15 protein-coding genes are annotated in these 18178 nt (G+C 67.9%); 6 read left to right on the forward strand and 9 right to left on the reverse strand.

Translation table 11 applies throughout. The features are described 5' to 3' along the window. Window positions 1-49: 49 nt before the first annotated feature. A complete protein-coding gene (locus tag OL599_RS12155) occupies window positions 50-814 on the forward strand; it encodes an SDR family oxidoreductase (protein WP_264714038.1) in 765 nt (254 codons plus the stop codon). Between the two features lie 27 nt (window positions 815-841). On the opposite strand, the gene OL599_RS12160 is transcribed toward OL599_RS12155, so the two are convergent. The 4 genes from OL599_RS12160 to OL599_RS12175 all read right to left on the reverse strand — a co-directional run bounded on the left by OL599_RS12160 (window position 842) and on the right by OL599_RS12175 (window position 6148). Continuing rightward, window positions 842-1606 carry a class I SAM-dependent methyltransferase gene (locus OL599_RS12160; RefSeq protein ID WP_264714039.1) on the reverse strand — a complete coding sequence of 255 codons (765 nt, stop codon included), beginning with the start codon at window positions 1604-1606 and terminating at the stop codon, window positions 842-844. Between the two features lie 318 nt (window positions 1607-1924). Next, a complete protein-coding gene (locus tag OL599_RS12165; protein ID WP_264714040.1) occupies window positions 1925-3253 on the reverse strand; it encodes an ABC transporter substrate-binding protein in 1329 nt (442 codons plus the stop codon). A gap of 52 nt (window positions 3254-3305) precedes the next feature. Then, window positions 3306-4955: a thiamine pyrophosphate-requiring protein gene (locus tag OL599_RS12170; RefSeq protein WP_264714179.1), complete on the reverse strand. Its 1650-nt coding sequence runs from the start codon at window positions 4953-4955 to the stop codon at window positions 3306-3308. A gap of 281 nt (window positions 4956-5236) precedes the next feature. Beyond that, on the reverse strand, window positions 5237-6148 hold the full coding sequence (locus tag OL599_RS12175; RefSeq protein WP_264714041.1) for a LysR family transcriptional regulator: 912 nt from the start codon (window positions 6146-6148) through the stop codon (window positions 5237-5239). Window positions 6149-6269: 121 nt separating this feature from the next. Here OL599_RS12175 and wrbA point away from each other — a divergent pair, with 121 nt between their 5' ends. Both wrbA and OL599_RS12185 read left to right on the forward strand, forming a co-directional pair. After that, window positions 6270-6890 carry an NAD(P)H:quinone oxidoreductase gene (wrbA, locus tag OL599_RS12180; protein ID WP_264714042.1) on the forward strand — a complete coding sequence of 207 codons (621 nt, stop codon included), beginning with the start codon at window positions 6270-6272 and terminating at the stop codon, window positions 6888-6890. A gap of 28 nt (window positions 6891-6918) precedes the next feature. Next, window positions 6919-7338 carry a DoxX family protein gene (locus OL599_RS12185; RefSeq protein WP_264714043.1) on the forward strand — a complete coding sequence of 140 codons (420 nt, stop codon included), beginning with the start codon at window positions 6919-6921 and terminating at the stop codon, window positions 7336-7338. A 9-nt stretch (window positions 7339-7347) separates the two neighbouring features. Here OL599_RS12185 and OL599_RS12190 read toward each other — a convergent pair whose 3' ends face one another. The 5 genes from OL599_RS12190 to iolD form a co-directional block, all read right to left on the reverse strand. Beyond that, a complete protein-coding gene (locus tag OL599_RS12190; RefSeq protein ID WP_264714044.1) occupies window positions 7348-8409 on the reverse strand; it encodes an ABC transporter ATP-binding protein in 1062 nt (353 codons plus the stop codon). Next, window positions 8406-10547: an ABC transporter permease gene (locus OL599_RS12195; RefSeq protein WP_264714045.1), complete on the reverse strand. Its 2142-nt coding sequence runs from the start codon at window positions 10545-10547 to the stop codon at window positions 8406-8408. Before OL599_RS12195 ends, OL599_RS12190 begins: the two co-directional genes overlap by 4 nt. Before the next feature lie 21 nt (window positions 10548-10568). Continuing rightward, entirely contained in the window at window positions 10569-11615 is a 1047-nt protein-coding gene (locus OL599_RS12200; RefSeq protein WP_264714046.1) for an ABC transporter substrate-binding protein, read from the reverse strand. Window positions 11616-11690: 75 nt separating this feature from the next. After that, entirely contained in the window at window positions 11691-12575 is an 885-nt protein-coding gene (gene iolE, locus OL599_RS12205; protein WP_264714047.1) for a myo-inosose-2 dehydratase, read from the reverse strand. A 4-nt stretch (window positions 12576-12579) separates the two neighbouring features. Beyond that, on the reverse strand, window positions 12580-14427 hold the full coding sequence (iolD, locus tag OL599_RS12210) for a 3D-(3,5/4)-trihydroxycyclohexane-1,2-dione acylhydrolase (decyclizing) (RefSeq protein ID WP_264714048.1): 1848 nt from the start codon (window positions 14425-14427) through the stop codon (window positions 12580-12582). 81 nt (window positions 14428-14508) lie between these two features. Between iolD and iolG the strand changes: the two genes are divergently transcribed. The 3 genes from iolG (at window position 14509) to OL599_RS12225 (ending at window position 18166) form a co-directional block, all read left to right on the forward strand. Continuing rightward, window positions 14509-15486, forward strand: coding sequence for an inositol 2-dehydrogenase (gene iolG, locus OL599_RS12215; protein ID WP_264714049.1), 978 nt, complete (start codon window positions 14509-14511; stop codon window positions 15484-15486). Next, window positions 15486-16424, forward strand: a complete 939-nt coding sequence (locus OL599_RS12220; RefSeq protein WP_264714050.1) for a sugar phosphate isomerase/epimerase family protein — start codon at window positions 15486-15488, stop codon at window positions 16422-16424. Before iolG ends, OL599_RS12220 begins: the two co-directional genes overlap by 1 nt. Window positions 16425-16573: 149 nt before the next feature. Continuing rightward, window positions 16574-18166 (forward strand): ABC transporter substrate-binding protein, encoded by a 1593-nt coding sequence (locus OL599_RS12225; RefSeq protein ID WP_264714051.1) that lies wholly within the window; start codon window positions 16574-16576, stop codon window positions 18164-18166. Window positions 18167-18178: the final 12 nt, after the last annotated feature.

The raw sequence follows: 18178 nt of genomic DNA on the forward strand, positions 1-18178 counted from the left end.
CGGGACGGCGCACGCCACAAGTCATGCGCGGGGAAAAGGGGAGGATCGGATGAAGAAGCTGCAGGGCAAGATCGCCTGGGTGACCGGGGCGGGCTCGGGAATCGGCGAGGCGGCGGCGCTGGCGCTGGCCGAGGAAGGCGCGAGCGTGGTGCTGACCGGACGCCGGCGGGAGCCACTGGAGAGCGTCGCGGCCCGCATCGTGGCGGCCGGCGGGGTGGCGGACGTGCAGCCCGGCGACCTGACGGTGGCGGCGGCCGTGCAGGGCGTTGCCGACCATATCCGCAGCCGTTACGGGCGGCTGGACATCCTGGTGGCGAATGCCGGCGTGAACATTCCGGACCGGGACTGGTCGCAGCTCACGCCTGCCGGCGCCGAGGCCGTGATCGACGGCAATCTCTCCAGCGCGTTCTACTGTGTCGCCGCCGTGCTGCCGATGATGCGCGCGCAGAAGGACGGGGTGCTGATCCACACCGCCAGCATGGCCGGCCGGTTCATCGGCGGGCTCAGCGGTCCCGCCTACACCGCGGCCAAGCACGGCGTGGTGGCGATGAGCCACAGCATCAACATGGCCGAATGCGTGAACGGCATCCGCTCCACGGCGGTGCTGCCGGGCGAGGTCGCCACGCCCATTCTCGACAAGCGGCCAATTCCGGTCAGCGCCGAGGACCGTGCGAAGATGGTCCAGTCGTCGGACGTGGGCGACCTCATCCGCTACATCGCCTGCCTGCCGCCGCACGTGGTGATCAACGAGGTGATGATCGCGCCCACCTGGAACCGCGGCTATGTCGCGGCCCTGCAGCGCGCGGGAACCTAGCCGTTCCCGACCGGGGTGTGGACGGGATCAATCCAGGTCCGCCACACCCCCGAGCGCAACATCCTGGCGCCTGGCCGCCACGAGCAGGAACGGCGGGCGGTGGCGTTCATCGGCCAGGTTCGGCCGCGACGCTATCTGTGCGTCGGTCGGGCCCCATTCCTCGACATGGGATATGGCGAACCCGGTTCGGAGCAGCATGTTCATATAGGTCGCGATTGTCCGGTGTTGCTTGATCACACCTTTCGCGAGCCAATCCGTCGAACGAGGGCCTTCATTCAGATAGCAGTCGATGGGCCAGGTCTTGCGACCGGCGGCATCCAGGACCCAATTCGGATGGGTGGGAGCGGTGAAGATCGGGTGCTCCACCGAGAAGACCAGGCTTCCACCGGGGACAAGCGAGCGGTGCGCTGCCGACATGAGCGCGTCCAGGCGTTCGATGTAGTGAAGGGCAAGCGAGCTGTAGACCAGATCGAACGACCCCGTGGGCAATTCGAGATGTTCCATGTCGGCCCTGGCGTAAGTGATCGCCACGTCCTGGGTGGCAGTCCTGGCCCGCGCCAGCATTCTTTCGGAAACGTCGATGCCCAGGACGTGAGCCGCGCCGTTCTGCCGCGCCCAGCGGCAGAACCAGCCGAACCCGCAGCCGAGGTCCAGGACCCGGCGCCCGCGCAGATCCGGCAGCAAAGCCCGCAGCGCCGGCCATTCCGCGGCACCGTCCAGGCCCTCGACCGAACGGCCGAGCCGGCTGTACCCTTCGAAGAATTCCTCGTTGTCGTAGATGTTCTGCGTCACCGCACATTCTCTCCGTCTGTTATGCCGTCGGACGGGGGTGAGAAGGCCGTGAAAAAGCCCCGTCCGTTTCCGGCGGGGCCTGCTGGTCGTGCGCTACGCTCTCAGATCAGCGCGCACGATTCCCCGGCAACCCGCCACTTGGGGTGCTGGTGGTTCTGGCAACGATCCGAATGATCACACACATGGCCCGTATATCAACCGCTGCCCGCACGGCGTCAAGGCAGTCAGGATCGAAGGATCAGCTTCCAGTCCGGCTACGCCGTCGCAACGGCCTGCAAGTTGCGCCCTCCCCGCAGGAAGGGCGCAGCCATGCGCAGTTCAGCTCTTGTAGTAGCGCCGGGCGCGGCGCTCGGCCTCCTTCACGGCTTCCTCCGGCGTGGCCTGGCCGGAGCTCACGGCCGCGAACATCTGCACGTTCACATAGTCCGCGGTGACGGCGCCCGAGGCGGCGGTGATCGGACCCTTGTAGCCGTTCCAGAACTCGTTGCCGCAGGTGTCACGGAAGGTCGCGATCTTCGGATCGTTTTTCCAGACATCGGCCTCGGCATAGGCCTTCAACGGCTGCGCCCAGTAGCCGATGCAGCCAGTCAGCCATTTCTCGTACTGCTCCTGCTCCATCATGAAGCGCAGGAACTCCTTCGAGGCATTCGGGTACTTGGTGTGCTTGAACACCATGCCGTTCAGGACCAGCGCGGATTGCGGCGACTTGCCTACCAGGCCCGAGGGCATCGGCGCATGATCGGTGTCCTCGGCGATCCGGGCGGTCTTCGGGTCGTTCTTCAGCACGAAGTAGATCGACACGCCGTTTGCGGTGAGCCCGATATCCTCGGCGATGAACGCCTTGTTGTTGCTGGGGTCCTGCCAGGACAGCACGCCGGAGATGAAGGTCTTGTACAGGTCCTTGCCGTATTTCAGCGCCTCGACCGTTTCCTTGCGGTTGATGGCGATCTTGCCGGCCTCGTCCACTATGTAGCCGCCATGCGCCCACAGCAGCCAGTTGCAGTAGGCGTTGGCGTCGCCGACGGCGTTGCCAAGGGCGAAGCCGGAGGGGTGGTTGTTCTTCTTCAGGTTCTCGCACAGCTTCAGGAACTGGCCGAGATCATTCGGGATCTGGTCGAAGCCGGCTTCCTTCACCCAGGATTTGCGGTACACGATGGGGCCGCCGGACCCGCCCATGGGCACGGCGATCCAGTTGTTGGTGCCCCATTTCTTGCCGTATTTCTCGGCGAGGAAATACCAGCCGCCATATTTCTTGCCGAGATATTCGGTGACGTCGCTGACTTCCAGCAGCTTGTCTGCGTAGAGATGCGGATCGTCCGGCCAGCCGATCACCACGTCCGGGCCGGCGCCGGTGTTGGCGGCCACCGCCGTCTGCGGCCGCAGGTCCTCCCAGCCCACGAAGTCCACGCGGGTCTGCACGCCGGTCGCGTCGACGAACTTCTTGACGTTCTCGCGAAAGATCACCTCGTCCGGCTCGACGAACTTGGTCGGCCGCAGCACGCGCAGGGTCGCGCCCTTCTCGATCGGCAGCTTCGGCGGCTCGACATTGGCTATGGGAATGGCCGATGCCTGGAAACCCGGCAGCGCTGCGGCCGCCAATGCGCCGGCGCCCGCCGTAAGGGCGGTGCGTCGGGTGATGATGTTCATTTTTCTACGTTCCTCCGTCACGATGTCGTACGAGACTCACCGCCCCCGATGCTCAGGGGCGCGAGACCTCCGTCTCCTTGCCGGTGATGAACTCCAGCAGCGCCGGCACGCCGTTGCGTGTCTGCTCGATGCCCCGCCTGATGGCGGGAATGATGTCGGCGGGGCTCGTCACCCGCTCGCCATAGCCGCCGAAGGCGCGCGCCATCGCCGCGTAGTCGCCGGAGATGTCGGTGGACCGGTATTTCTCGGTCGAGATGGGCATCACCTTCAGCTCGATCGCCATGCTGAAATTGTTCAGCAGGATCGACAGGATGGGAATGCGTTCGCGCACCGCGGTTTCGAAGTCCATGCCGGTGAAGCCGATGGCGGCGTCGCCCCAGACATTGATGCAGAGCTTGTCGGGGTGCACCAGTTTCGCACCCATGGCCAGGCCAAGGCCGTAGCCGAGCTGCGTGGTCTTGCCCCAGCCGATATAGCTCAGCGGCGTCGTCGCCTGCCAGAACGGCGAGAGCTGGTCGCGCGGGCTGCCGGCATCATGCGTGATGATGGTGTTGGCCACGTCCACCGTGTGCATCAGGTCCCACAGCACCCGGTAGGGCGACAGCGGCGTGTCGTTGGATGTGAGCTTCGGCATCCATTTCGCCAGCCACTCCGCACGCACCTCCTTGATCTCGGCGGCCACGGCGGAGGCGTCGCGCGGCGTGGTCACGGTCTTGCCGACTTCCGCGAGGACCGCATCCAATGTCAGCCCGGCATCGCCAACCAGGCCGACCTGCACCCGCACATCCTTGTTCAGGTGGTTGGGGTCGAGCGTGGCGTGGATGTAGGTCTTGCCCTTCGGCATCGCCACCGCGAACGACGATTCGGTGAAGCTGCAGCCGATGCCGAAGATCAGGTCCGCCGCCTTGAGGAAATGCGGCACGGTGCGCGGCATGGCCACGCCGCCGGAGCCCAATGATAGCGGATGCGTTTCCGGGAACGAGCTCTTGCCGCCCAGGCTGGTCACCACGGGAATGGCCAGCAGTTCCGCGAGCTTCTGCAATTGCGGCCAGGCGCGGGCGTAATGGATGCCCTGGCCGGCATAGATCACCGGGCGCTTCGCGGCCAGCAGCATCGCCGCCGCTTCCTTCACGTGGTCCGGATCAGGCCCGTAGCGAGTGGTCAGCACGGGCGTGTATTCGAACGGCTCCGGCACCTCCTCGTTCCACATGTCCGAGGGGATCTCGACCACCACCGGCCCGCCGCGGCCGTTGCGCAGGCGGGTGAAGGCGCGGCGGAAGATGTTGCCCACTTCCGAGGCCAGCATGATCGGCTCGGCCGACTTGGTGATGCTGCGCATCGCCGCGGTGGAATTGAAGTTCGGATCGATATGGGCGAGCCGCCTGGCGTACCCCATCGGCAGCACCAGCACCGGCACGGACTCGCCGTAGCATTGCGCCACGCCGCCATAGGCGTTCTCGGACCCGGGGCCGTGCTGCATGCAGAACGCACCGATGGTACGGCCCGAGGTCAGGCGCGAAATGGCGTCGGCCATGTGCAGGCCGATGCGCTCCTGACGGACCATCACCGGACGGATGTCCACGGCGGCGGCGAATTCGATCAGATGGTTGACCGGATACCCGGTCAGAATCTCGATCCCCTCCCGCTTGAGGATCTCGGCGATCGCCTCACCGACCTTCATGGACCTCTCCTTTGCAGCGATGTTCTTTTGCTATTGCCATCGAGCCTAGGCGCGGCACTGGTGCCTTGCAACCTGCCATCGGGCGGACGCAGTCTGCCGCAGCGATATCGGCGAGCGCCGTGACGAATCGTTGCACTTGCGCGGGATTGCCTCTCCGTATCGTGTACGGTCTCGACAAGGCGATCGCGCTGCGCACCGGCCCGCCGCAGGCGGTGCCCGGAGAATTCATTCGGTATTTGATATGATGACGGTGCCCGGCGACACCGGGAACGATGTGCTGGCGGACGTCCCGGCGTGAAAGCTCAACCGGCGGCCTCCTCCACGCGGCTCAGCCGCTGGCCCAGCCATGACGCCGCCGGGCCGGGCGGCGCGTCGGTGCGGTGGATCAGGAACAGCGGGTAGGGGCGCTGCTCGGCATCGGCCAGCACCAGACGGACCAGGCGGCCCGTCGCCAGGTCCTCGCGCACCATCGGCTCCGGCATGTTGCCCCAGCCAAGGCCGGCGTGCAGCAATGCGTGCTTGGCGCCGAGATCGGCCAGCCGCCACGTGCGCAGGGCGAGCACCGCGAAATCCTGCCCCTCCGACAGCGGGCTGCGATCGGTCAGGACCAGTTGCACATGATCGCGCAACGCCGCGGCCGGGATTGGCGCGGGAACCTGCACCAGCGGATGGCAGGGGGCCGCGACCGGCACCATCTCGACCGCGGCGATCTGGCGGCGGTCGAGCGCATCGAAGCGCGTGGCCAGCCAGCTGCTGATGCCCAGGCCGCAGCTGCCGTCCAGCACCAGCTGCACCACGCCGCCCAGCGCCTCGATGCGCAGGCGCAGCGCCACGGTCGGGAATTCCCCGGCGAAGTCCTGCAGCGCTGCCACCAGCGCGCCGGTGGGGAACATCACGTCCACCGCCAGCGACACCTCGGATTCGAGGCCATGCGTCAGCCCGGCGGCGCGGGCGCGCAGCTCGTCCATCATCAGGCCGATGCGCCGCGCATCGGCCAGCACAGCGCGCCCGGCTTCGGTCAGCATCGGGCGCCGGTGGCCACGCTGGAACAGCTGCAGGCCGAGTTGCCCTTCCAGCGCGGCGACGCTGTAGCTGACGACGGATTGCGCCCGGTTCAGCCGGCGCGCGGCGGCCGAGAAGCTGCCGGCGTCGACGACTTCGGCGAGCACGCGAAGCTGATCGAGGGTGGGTGTGCCAGGGGCGGAGATGGTCATGCTTCAGACCTATCGTAATTCTCGATATCTTCGATCGAGGAAATATCGGTTTTATGGATGCTACATTCCGCGTATCCCGATCGCAACGCGGACGCTTCCGTCCGCAGCCACGAGGTGAAGTATGGCCACGAATGTCCTGATAGCCTTCTATTCCCGCGGCGGCACCATCGAGACGCTCGCGAACGCCATCGCCGAAGGCGCCCGCGCCGAGGGTGCGGAGGTGCGTCTGCGCCGGGCCCGCGAGCTGGTCAGCGCCGAGCTGATGGCCAAGGTGCCCGGCTGGTCCGAGAACGCCGCCCGCCAGAACGCCCTCTACGAGGCCCCTGCGGAGGCCGATGCCGATTGGGCCGATGCCATCGTGTTGGGAACGCCGACCCGCTTCGGCGCCGTCTCTTCCGAGCTGAAGGCCTATATCGATGGCCTGGGCGGCCTGTGGTTCCAGGGCAAGCTGAACGGCAAGGCCGGATCGGTCTTCGCCTCCACCTCCACCAACCATGGCGGCAACGAATCGACGATCCTGTCGCTCTACAACCCGCTGGCGCATCTCGGTCTGGTGATCGTGCCGTTGGGCTATGCCGACGCCAGCCTGTATAAGGCCGGTACGCCCTACGGCGCCTCTGCCGTCGTGAACGGGCGCGACCTGCTGGCCCCCACCGAGGACGATCTGGCCGTCGCCCGCTTCCAGGGCTGCCGCGTGGCCCGGATCGCCACCGCGCTCAAGCCGTTGCGCGCGGTCGGTTGAGCGCAGCCATTCTGCCGAGAGGACATCCATGAGCCGAACCCAGACCGACATGGTCGCATTGCTTGGCCGCATTCTGATGAGCGTGATTTTCATCAATGGCGGCCTCAACAAGCTGATGGCGCCGGCCGGAACCATCAAATACATCGCAGCCAGCGGCCTGCCGATGCCGGAGGCCGCTTACGCGGTGGCCGTTCTGGTTGAACTGGGCGGCGGCCTTGCGATCCTGCTGGGGTTCCGGGTGCTATGGGCGGCGCTGGCGCTGGCCGGCTTCTGCCTGGTGACGGCGACTGCGGTCCACTACGTCCCCGGCGACCGCGGCCAGATGATCAATTTCTGGAAGAACCTGACCATGGCCGGCGGTTTCCTGCAGCTGGCGGCGCTGGGCGGCGGCGGCTGGAGCATCGATGCGTTTCGCGCCAGGCGCCGGCGGGAGGCTTTGGCGGCCTGACCGCGGCGGTCAGCTGCCCGGCACCACCGCGAGCCCGGCGGGATCGAAGGTCACGCTGACCTCGGTTCCCGCCGGGATCGGCGTCGACACGTCGGGGGCGATGACGAACAGTTCGGCCGCGGTTCCGGCGAGCCCGACTTCGTATTCCATGTGGCTGCCGAGATAGGCGGCCCTCAGCACCTGGCCTGGCAATCCGCCTGCCTCTCCCAGCCGGACAGCCTGCGGGCGCACCGCCAGCTCGGCACTTCCGTTGGCCGCCCCGCGATGCGGGAGGGTCAAGGCGAGGGATCCCAGGCGAATCTCCGCCATGGTCTCGTCCATCCGCCGCACGGTCACGGGCAGCAGGTTCGCGTCGCCGATGAAATCCGCAACGAAGCGGCTGGCCGGCTGCTCGTACAGCGCGCGGGGTGTGCCGTCCTGGGCGATGCGGGCGGCGTTCATCACGATCACCCGGTCGGACACCGCCAGGGCTTCCTGCTGGTCGTGCGTGACATAGACGACGGTCAGTTTCAGGTCCTGCTGCAGGGCGCGGATCTCCTCGCGCACATGCCGCCGCAGCTTGGCGTCGAGGTTCGACAAGGGCTCGTCGAACAGCAGCACCTCCGGTTCCAGTACGATCGCGCGCGCCACTGCCACGCGCTGCTGCTGCCCGCCCGACAACTCGCTGGGCAGCCGCGTCTCGAATCCCGAGAGCCCCACCAGGGCCAGCTTGCTGCGCGCCATCTCCTCGGCCCGCTTCCTGGCGATTCCGGAAGCGAGCAGGCCATAGCAGGCGTTTTCCAGGACGTTCATGTGCGGAAACAGCGCATAGGACTGGAACACCATGCTGACGTCGCGCTCGGCCGCCGACAGCCTGGTGACGTCCTTGCCGCCGATGCGGATCTGCCCTTCGGTGGCATGCTCCAACCCGGCGATCAGCCGCAGCGTGGTGGTCTTGCCGCAGCCGGACGGCCCGAGCAGCGTCACCAGGTCGCCGCGCGCGATGGTGAAGCTGATCGTGTCGACCGCGGCGGCGGCGCCGTAGCGTTTGGTCACGGCGCGGAACTCCACCGCCGGCTGCATCCCGCTCATGCCTGCACCACGACTGGCTGATCCGCTGCCAACATGCCTCGCCGCCCGATTTTCTGCCGCCCCACCACTGCCGATATGCCGGCAAGCACGGCGGCCATCACCACGATCAGCACCGCCGAATAGACCAGCGCCACGCCGTATTCACCCACATCGGCGCGGCCGACAATATAGACGGTGGCGAGATTGTACTCGCCGGAGACGAGAAAGATCACGGCGCTCACCGTCGTCATGGCGCGCACGAAGCTGTAGACCATGGCGGTGACGATGGCCGGGCGCAGGATCGGCACGATCACCAGCCGCAGCGTGCGGAACGAACGCGCGCCCAGTGTCTGCGACGCCTCGTCCAGGCTGCGGTCCACCTGGCTCAGGCTGGCGATGCCGGCGCGGATGCCCACGGGCATGTTGCGAAATACGAACGAGATGACGATGATGAGGCCGGTCCCGGTCAGCTCCACCGGCGGCACGTTGAACGCCAGGATGTAGCTGATGCCGATCACCGTGCCGGGGATGGCGAAGCTCATCATCGCCAGGAACTCGAACGCGCCCTTGCCCATGAAATTCTGCCGGTTCAGCAGGTAGGCGGTCAGCAGCCCCAGGGCCGCGGTGACCGGTGTTGCAATCAGCGCCAGTTCCATGGTGGTGATGAACGACCGCCAGCCGGAACCGCTGAGGAACCAGCCGCCCACGCCGCGCTCGATCGAGAACGCGGTCCACAGATAGTCCAAGGTCGGCGTGTTGTCGCGCCCGAAGGTCACCACGAAGCCGCCGGCCATGATGATGCCGTAGACCGCGACCGTCAGCACCAGCCACGGCAGCACGGTCGCATAGCAGGCCGCACGCAGCGGCCCAGGCAGGGGCGCGGACAGACCGGCATCGCCCTTGCCGGTGACGGTGGTGTAGCTGCGCGATCCGGTCCAGGCCCGCTGCGCCATGAACGCCGTCAGCGTGAAGGCCAGCAGCACCAGCGCCAGCACCGCGGCCCGCCCCTGGTCATGCGCCGCGCCCACCACGGCGAAGAAGATATCGGTCGACAGCACGTTGAAGTTGCCGCCGATCACCAGCGGATTGGCGAAATCGGCCAGGCTTTCGATGAACGAGATCAGGAACGCATTCGCCAGCCCCGGCCGGATCAGCGGCCAGGTCACGGTGCGGAAGGTGTGCCAGCGCCCGGCGCGCAAGGTTTGCGCCGCTTCCTCCAGGCTGGGGCTGACCGCGCCCAGGACGCCTACCAGCACCAGGAACGCGATCGGGGTGAACGCCAGCAGTTGCGCGATGGTGATGCCGGGCATGCCATAGATCCAGCGGCTGCGCGGAATGTCGAAGTGCAGCGCCAGGAAGTTCGTGACCACCCCGGCACGGCCGAACAGCAGGATCAACGCCAGCCCGATCACGAAAGGCGGGGTGATGACCGGCAGCAGCGACAGCAACCGCAGCAGCGGCTTTAGCGGCAGGTTCGTCCGTAACGCCGCCAGCGCGAAGGCCAGTCCCAGCAGCGTCGCCAGCACGCCCACCAGAGTCGCCTGCGCCAGCGTGTTCCAGGCCACCCCGCAGGCATGCGTCCCGACGAGGCAATCGAGGCCCCAGATCGAGCTGTTGAACAGCTTCTCGGCGAACAAATCCGGCGCGAACCCACCCGCATTGTCGCGCACCGCCGAGGTCAGGATCGACACCACCGGGAAGCCCACGAACAACACGATCAGCCCGACCACCAGCAGCAGCGAGCCCAGCACGAACACGTCGCCACGGCACCAGCCCTGCCGCGCCAGCCCGATCGCCGCCAGCATCACGCAGGACAGCGCGTACACCGCCGCACCCCAGCCCAACGCCGGCTGCGTCGGCCCCGGCGCGCCGAACAGCGCGCCGAGCCACGGAGCCCCCCAGCCGCGATGCCCGATCGCCAACCCCTCGATGCACAACCAGGCGAGGCCGAGCGCCCCGCTCAGCGCCAGCAGGCGCGGCCGCCCAGGGATCGCCATCAGCAACGGGATCGCCAGCGGCCACAGCCACACCCGCCCCTGCCACAACGCCGGCAGCGCTTCCGGCTGCAACGCCGATATCGCCCGCAGCGGGGCCTCGAGCCCATACCAGGGCAAGACCACCAACCCGGCCCACGCGAGGCCCAGCCAGACGCGCATCATGGCTCGGGCCTCGCGCGTATCTCAGCGCGGCGCGTTCTTGACTTCGCTCGTCCAGCGCCCGAGCAGGCGGGTTCGGGTGGCGGAGGAGCCGTAGGTGGCGAAGTCGTATTCGATCAGCTTGATGCGGCTGAGATCGGGCGCCTCCGGCGGCACCGGCGTCGCGGTGTTGGAGGGGATCTGGTAGCTGCGGTTCAGTGCACCGAGCTTCTGCGCCTCGGGCGTCAGCGCCCATTCGTAGAACTTGCGGGCTTCCTCGGGGTGGCGCGCCCCGCGGATCAGGCTCATCGAGCCGATTTCGTAGCCGGTGCCTTCACAAGGGGAGACCACCTGCACCGGGAAGTTGCGCTTCGCGACATCGATCAGGTCGTGCTGGAAGGCGATGCCGATCAGCGATTCGCCCTTGCCGGTGGACTGGGCGGGGGCGGCGCCGGCCTTGGTGTATTCATTGATGTTGGCATTCAGCCGCTTGAGGTAGGCGAAAGCCGGTTCCTCGCCCATCAGCTGGACGATGGTGGCCAGCATCGTCCAGGCGGTGCCGGAGGAGTTGGGGTCGGCCATCTGCACCTCGCCCTTGAACTCCGGCTTGATCAGGTCGGCCCAGCAGGCCGGGGCGGCCAGCTTGCGGCGGGCGAGGTCCTCCTTGTTGTAGCCGAAGCCCAGCGCCCCGAGATAGATGCCGACGGTGCGGAACTTCGCCCGTTCGGCCTGGCGCTGCGCCCAGTCGCGCAGCTGGCCGAGTTGCGGCGACTTGTAGTCCTGGGTCAGGTTTTCCTCGGCCGCCTGCAGATGCGGGTCGCCGGTGCCCCCCCACCAGATATCGCCGCGGGGGTTGTCCTTCTCGGCCCGCAGCCGGGCGTAGATCTCGCCGGCGCTCTGGCGGGTCATGTCGGTATGGATGCCGGTCTGCTTCTCGAACGTCGTGGCCATGGCGCGGCACCAGGCCTCATCCACGCCGCAATAGATCACCACCGAGCCCTGGGCCGCCGCCGGTCTCGGTACGAGCGCCGCAAGGCCGAACAGGCCGGCGGCAACTGCGAGCATGCGAAGCCTGCTGGTTGGTCCGCTCATGTATTTCCTCCCGTGTGCCGTTCCGGCATTGTCGCGAGAGTGGAGCCCACAAACCGGCCGATGACAACGGCTTTGTCATGAGAGTCCGGCGCCGCTTGCGTAGCGGGCCAGGTTCTCGCGGCCCATCCGGGCATAGGTCAGCGGGTGCGCCTTGTCTGGGTCCTGCTCGGCCTCGACCACCAGCCAGCGATCATAGCCCGGCAGCTCGGCCAGCACGGCGGGGAAGTCGACCATGCCGTCGCCCGGCACGGTGAACACGCCCGCCACCACGGCATCGAGGAAGCTGCGGTCCAGGCGCTGTGACTCCGCCATCACGTCGCGGCGGATATCCTTGCAGTGCACATGCGCCACCCGTGCCCGATACTGCCGCGCGAGCGCCACCGGATCGACGCCGGCGAAGGTGGCGTGCCCGGTGTCCAGCAGCAGCTTCACCGCGGTGCCGGTGGCGGCCATCAACCGGTCGATGTCCGCAGCACTTTGCACGACCGTGCCCATGTGGTGGTGATAGACGAGGTCCAGTCCCTCCGCCGCCACGGCTTCGGCCAGGTCGGTCACGCGCTGGCCGAACCGGGCCCAGACGTCGTCGGCCAGGACCGGCCGGCGGGAGAGCGGAATGGCCTGGTCGCCGTGGATGGCATTGGATGTTTCCGCCAGGATCAGCACGCCGCAGCCCATCGCCTTCAGCAAGTCGAGATGCGGCCGCATCGCCACCATCTCGGCCGCGGCGTCGCGCCGCAGCAGCTCGCCGGAATACCAGCCGGATACCAGGTCCAGGTGGTGGCGCTGCAGGATCGGCCGCAACGCCGCGGCGTCGCGCGGGAACTTGTGCCCGAGCTCGATGCCGTCATATCCGGCGAGCCTCGCTTCGGCGAGGCAGGTCTCCAGCGGCGTTGCGCCGCCAAGGGCGCGCAGGTCGTCGTTGGACCAGGCGATGGGGTTCGTCCCCAGACGTACCGGCATGCTGTCAGTTTCCCAGGCGTTGTTGCAGACGTTGCGTTTCGTATTCGGCACGGGCCCGCCGCACCTCGGCGCGCGCCGAAACCTCCGGCACGCCGACATCCCACCAGTGGCCGCCGGCCCCGGTGCTGATCGCCGGATCGGTATCGACCACGATCACGGTGGTGCGGTCGGCATCGCGGGCCACCGCCAGGGCGGACTCCAGTTCCGCGATCCCGGCCGCCTTCAGCGCGATCGCGCCCAATCCGACGGCCTGGGCGGTGAAATCGAGCGCCGGCAGCATGGCGTGCCGGGCATCGGCCAGCAGGTTGTTGAACCCGGCCCCGCCGGTGGCGCGTTGCAGCCGGTCGATGCAGCCGAAGCCGCCATTGTCCAGCAGCACCACCGTCAGCTTCAGGCCGAGCATCACCGAGGTGGCGATTTCCGAGTTCATCATCAGCCAGCTTCCGTCGCCCAGCAGCACGACCACCTCGCGGTCGGGGGCGGCCAGCTTCACGCCGACGGCGCCGGCGATTTCGTAGCCCATGCAGGAGAAGCCGTATTCCACGTGGTATCCGCCGGGCCGGCCCGCTTGCCACAATTTGTGCAGCTCGCCGGGCAGCCCGCCGGCGGCCGCGACGACGATGGCGTCCGCCGGGATCGCGCGCTGCACGGCGCCGATCACCTGCGCGTCGGAGGGGCAGGGCGCGTTGGTCGGCGCCGTGGCCGCGCGCACCGCCGCCCGCCACGGCGCCAGCGCGGCCGTCGTGGCCTGCGTCCATGCCGCCGGCGCGGTGTGGTCGCCGAGGGACGCGGACAGTGCCGTCAGTCCCTCGCCGGCGTCGGCGACCAGCGGGACCGCGAAGCGCTTGCCGGCGTCCAGGGGCTGCACGTTCAGGCCGATCAGCCGGCGCGCGGGGTTGCGGAACAGCGCCCATGACCCGGTGGCGAAATCCGCGAGCCGGGTGCCCACGGCCAGGATCACGTCGGCCCGCTCCGCCGCCTGGTTCGCGGCGCTGCTGCCGGTCACGCCGATGCCGCCGAGGTTGAGGGGGTGGTCGTGGGGCAGGGCGCTCTTGCCGGCCTGCGTCTCGGCCACCGGAATGCCGTGGGCGGTGGCAAAATCGGCCAGATCCTCGGTGGCCTCGGCGTAGTGCACGCCGCCGCCGGCGATGATCAGCGGCGCCTGCGCGCCACGCAGCAGATCGGCGGCCGCTTCCAGCTCGCGCAGATCCGGCCGCGGCCGGCGGATATGCCACAGCCGGGGGGCGAAGAAGCTTTCCGGCCAGTCGAACGCCTCGGCCTGCACGTCCTGGCACAGTGCCAGCGTCACCGGCCCGCAGGCGGCGGGATCGGTCAGCACGCCCAGCGCCTGCGGCAGCGCGGTCAACAGCTGCTCAGGCCGGGTTATGCGGTCGAAGAAGCGGCTGACCGGGCGGAAGCAGTCATTGGCCGACACCGTGGCATCGCCGAAATCCTCGACCTGCTGCAGCACCGGGTCCGGCCGTCTGCCGGCGAACACGTCGCCGGGCAGCAACAGCACCGGCAGCCGGTTGACATGCGCCACCGCGGCGGCGGTGACCATGTTGGTCGCCCCGGGGCCGATCGAGCTGGTGCAGGCCATCATGCGCCGCCGCCGCATGGTCTTGGCATAGGCGATGGCGGCCAGCGCCATGGCCTGCTCGTTGTGGGCGCGATAGGTGGGCAGCGAATCGCCGGCCGCCTGCAGCGCCTCGCCCAGCCCGGCCACGTTGCCGTGGCCGAAAATGGCCCACACCCCCGCGAACAATGGCAATTCCGCGCCGTCGATTTCGGTGCGCTGGGCGACCAGAGCGCGCACGAGGGCCTGTGCCATGGTGAGACGTATCGTGTTCATGACGTTTCCATCCCGGTCGGGAGGCTATTGTCCACGGACAGCGGCCGGGACACAAATGCGCAGCACAGGAGGAGTCGCGCCATGCTCAGCATCGCCGTGATCGGCGCGGGCCGGATCGGGCAGATCCATGCCCGCAACATCGCCGCCCATCCCAACGCAAGGCTGGCCGGCGTTGCCGATCCCGATGCTGCCGCTGCCGCGCGGCTGGCCGAGACCTGTGGTTCGCAGGTGCTGTCGCTCGATGCGGCGTTCGGCGCCGACGCGGTGCTGATCGGCTCGCCCACGCCCACGCATGCCGATTACATCGAGCGCGCCGCCGTCGCCGGCCGCGCGGTGTTCTGCGAAAAGCCCATCGACCTGTCGGCCGACCGGGTGCGTTCCTGCCTGGCCGCGGTGCAGCGGGCCGGAATCCCGCTGATGGTCGGCTTCAACCGGCGCTTCGACCCGCATTTCGCCGCGCTGAAGCGGCGCATGGACGCGGGCGAGATCGGCCGGCTGGAGCTGCTGACCATCCTCAGCCGCGACCCGTCGCCGCCGCCGCCCGCCTATGTGGCCGCATCGGGCGGGCTGTTCCGGGACATGATGATCCATGACCTGGACATGGCCCGCTTCCTGCTCGGCGAGGACCCCGTGGAGGTGTTCGCCGCCGGCTCCTGCCTGGTCGATCCCGGCATTGGTGCGGCCGGAGACGTTGACACCGCGACGGTGTCCTTGCGCACGGCCAGCGGCGCGCTGTGCCAGATTTCCAACTCCCGCCGCGCCACCTATGGCTATGACCAGCGGATCGAGGCGCATGGCGCCGGCGGCCTGCTGCGGGCCGGCAACGTCACCGCCACCACAGTGGAACTGGCGACGGCGCGGGGCTTCAGCACCGACCCCGCGCTGCCCTTCTTCCTGGAGCGCTACGCCGCCGCCTACGGCGCCGAGCTCGATGCGTTCATCACCGCCGTCACCACCGGCACCCGCCCGCGCCCGGATGGGGAGGACGGGTTGAAGGCCCTGCTGCTAGCCGACGCCGCCACCGAATCCGCGCGCACCCATCAGCCGGTGCGGCTGTGATGCGTCTCGGCCTGGTCACGGACAGCCTGTCCCATCTGCCGCTGGATGCCCTGCTGGAGGCCGCCGCCGGCCTCGGCATCTCCACCCTCGAATTCGGCTGCGGCAACTGGTCGCAGGCGCCGCACCTGAAGCTCGATGCGCTGCTGGAGAGCGCCGAGGCGCGCGCGGCGTTCCTGGCGAAGCTGCGCGCCCATGGCCTGTCGCTGAGTGCGCTCAACTGCTCGGGAAATCCGCTGCATCCCGGCGAGTCCGGCGCGCGGCACCGGGAGGTGACCAGCAAGACCATCCGCCTCGCCGGCCTGCTGGGGGTGGAGCGGGTGGTCCTGATGTCCGGCTGCCCGGGCGGGCCGGGCGATGCCAATGCCAACTGGATCACCACCGCCTGGCCGCCGGAGACGGCCCGCGTGCTGGCCTGGCAATGGGACGAGGTGCTGATCCCCTACTGGCGCGGCCTCGTGGCCGAGGCCCGGAACGCCGGGGTCGGCCGCCTGTGCCTGGAGCTGCACGGCCACCAGGCGGTCTACAACGTCGCCACGCTGCAGCGCCTGCGGGCGGCCGTGGGGCCGGTCATCGGCGCCAATTTCGATCCCAGCCACCTGTTCTGGATGGGGGCGGACCCGCTGGCGGCGATTCGGGCGCTGGGCGATGCGATCTATCACGTGCACGCGAAGGACACGCGCATCGACACGGCCAACGCCGCGGTGAACAGCCTGATCGACACCACGCCGATGGACCGGCTGCGGGACCGCGCCTGGGGCTATGTGACGCTCGGCTTCGGCCATGGCGAGTCGTGGTGGCGGGAGTTCTGCACCGCGCTGCGTCTGGCCGGGTATGACGATGTTCTGTCGATCGAGCACGAGGACCTGCTACTGTCCCCGGAAGACGGGGTGCACCGGTCCGTGGAGGCGCTGCGTGCGGCTGCGACCTTTGCGTCGTAACCGCGGCTCAGTGCCGCCGCGGCGAGAGTGGCGTGTCGACAGGGGGATAGCAACGGCGTGATACCGCCTGTAACATGCGTGGCGGCATCACGCGCCGCCCCGAACGCGGCGCCGCCAGCGATAAAATAATACAGGGAGTGAATCTCGACATGTCCAACAGGGTCATCATCGCCTCCTGTGCGCTTGTGCTCGCCGCAGTGGTGGGCGGAGTTGCCGGGCCCGCCCAGGCGAAGACGTTCGTCTACTGCTCGGAAGGCTCGCCGGAGAACTTCAACCCGATGCTCAACACCACCGGGACGACGTTCGACGCCAACCGGCCCGTCTACGACCGCCTCGTCGATTTCGGCTACGGCACCACCGAGGTCGTGCCGGCGCTGGCGGAGAAATGGGACGCCAGCGAAGACGGGCTCGTGTTCACCTTCCACCTGCGTCACAACGTGAAGTGGCAGTCGAACAAGAACTTCAAGCCGACCCGCAACTTCAACGCCGACGACGTGCTGTTCAGCTTCGAGCGGCAGTGGAAAGACAGCAACCCGTACCACAAGGTGTCCGGGGGCGGCTACGATTACTTCAGCGACATGGATATGCCGAAGCTGCTGAAGTCCATCGACAAGATCGACGACTACACCGTGCGCTTCGTGCTGACCCAGCCGAACGCGCCGTTCGTGGCCGACCTCGCCATGGATTTCGCCACGATCCAGTCGAAGGAATACGCGGACGCGCTGACGAAGATGGGCAAGCCCGAGCTGATCGACCAGGAGCCGATTGGCACCGGGCCGTTCGAGTTCGTGCAATACGTGAAGGATGCCACCATCCGCTATCGGGCCTTCAAGGACTACTGGGGCACGAAGCCGAAGATCGACACGCTGGTCTACTCGATCAACAAGGATCCGTCGGTGCGCCTGGCCAAGCTGCGCGCCAATGAGTGCCAGATGTCGTTCGGGCCGAGCCCCGCGGATCTTCTGAGCATCCGCGCCGACAAGAACCTGACGCTGATGTCCCAGCCCGGGCTGAACATCGGCTATCTCGCCATGAACGTGCAGAAGAAGCCGTTCGACGACGTGCGCGTGCGCCAGGCGATCAACATGGCCATCGACAAGAAGGCCATCCTGGATGCGGTCTATCAGGGCTCCGGCCTGCCGGCGAAGAACCTGATCCCGCCGACCATGTGGAGCTATAACAACAACGTCCAGGACTACAAGTTCGACCCCGCAGCGGCGAAGAAGCTGCTGGCCGAGGCCGGCTATCCCGACGGGTTCGAGACGGATCTGTGGGCGATGCCGGTGCAGCGCCCTTATAACCCCGACGCGCGGCGGATCGGCGAGCTGATGCAGGCCGATCTCGCGAAGGTCGGCGTGAAGGCGAAGATCGTCAGCTTCGAGTGGGGCGAGTACCGCAAGCGGGTGCAGGCCGGCGAGCACATGATGGCACAGCTGGGCTGGACCGGCGACAACGGCGACCCCGACAACTTCTTCGTGCCGCTGGCGGCCTGCTCGGCCAAAGGCAGCGCGCCGCACTGGTGCAACAAGGAGTACGACGACCTGGTGGTCCAGGCGGCGAAGGTCCCCAGCCAGGCCGAGCGCACGAAGCTGTACATGCAGGCCCAGGTGGTGATGCATCGCGAGGCGCCGTTCTTCCTGATCGCCCACTCCGTGGTGCACCTGCCGATGCGCAGCAACGTCGTGGGCTACAAGATGAGCCCGTTCGGGACGCATCGGTTCGACTATGTCGATCTGAAATAGGCGTATCGATAC

It is taken from the genome of Limobrevibacterium gyesilva, from assembly GCF_025989185.1.
Taxonomy (GTDB): domain Bacteria; phylum Pseudomonadota; class Alphaproteobacteria; order Acetobacterales; family Acetobacteraceae; genus Limobrevibacterium; species Limobrevibacterium gyesilva.

Coding starts and splice junctions, on each gene's coding strand:
- OL599_RS12155 (WP_264714038.1), top strand. CDS start 50: ATGAAGAAGCTGCAGGGCAAGATCGCCTGGGTGACCGGGGCGGGCTCG.
- OL599_RS12165 (WP_264714040.1), bottom strand. CDS start 3,253: ATGAACATCATCACCCGACGCACCGCCCTTACGGCGGGCGCCGGCGCA.
- OL599_RS12175 (WP_264714041.1), bottom strand. CDS start 6,148: ATGACCATCTCCGCCCCTGGCACACCCACCCTCGATCAGCTTCGCGTG.
- wrbA (WP_264714042.1), top strand. CDS start 6,270: ATGGCCACGAATGTCCTGATAGCCTTCTATTCCCGCGGCGGCACCATC.
- OL599_RS12185 (WP_264714043.1), top strand. CDS start 6,919: ATGAGCCGAACCCAGACCGACATGGTCGCATTGCTTGGCCGCATTCTG.
- OL599_RS12190 (WP_264714044.1), bottom strand. CDS start 8,409: ATGAGCGGGATGCAGCCGGCGGTGGAGTTCCGCGCCGTGACCAAACGC.
- OL599_RS12195 (WP_264714045.1), bottom strand. CDS start 10,547: ATGATGCGCGTCTGGCTGGGCCTCGCGTGGGCCGGGTTGGTGGTCTTG.
- OL599_RS12200 (WP_264714046.1), bottom strand. CDS start 11,615: ATGAGCGGACCAACCAGCAGGCTTCGCATGCTCGCAGTTGCCGCCGGC.
- iolE (WP_264714047.1), bottom strand. CDS start 12,575: ATGCCGGTACGTCTGGGGACGAACCCCATCGCCTGGTCCAACGACGAC.
- iolD (WP_264714048.1), bottom strand. CDS start 14,427: ATGAACACGATACGTCTCACCATGGCACAGGCCCTCGTGCGCGCTCTG.
- iolG (WP_264714049.1), top strand. CDS start 14,509: ATGCTCAGCATCGCCGTGATCGGCGCGGGCCGGATCGGGCAGATCCAT.
- OL599_RS12220 (WP_264714050.1), top strand. CDS start 15,486: ATGCGTCTCGGCCTGGTCACGGACAGCCTGTCCCATCTGCCGCTGGAT.
- OL599_RS12225 (WP_264714051.1), top strand. CDS start 16,574: ATGTCCAACAGGGTCATCATCGCCTCCTGTGCGCTTGTGCTCGCCGCA.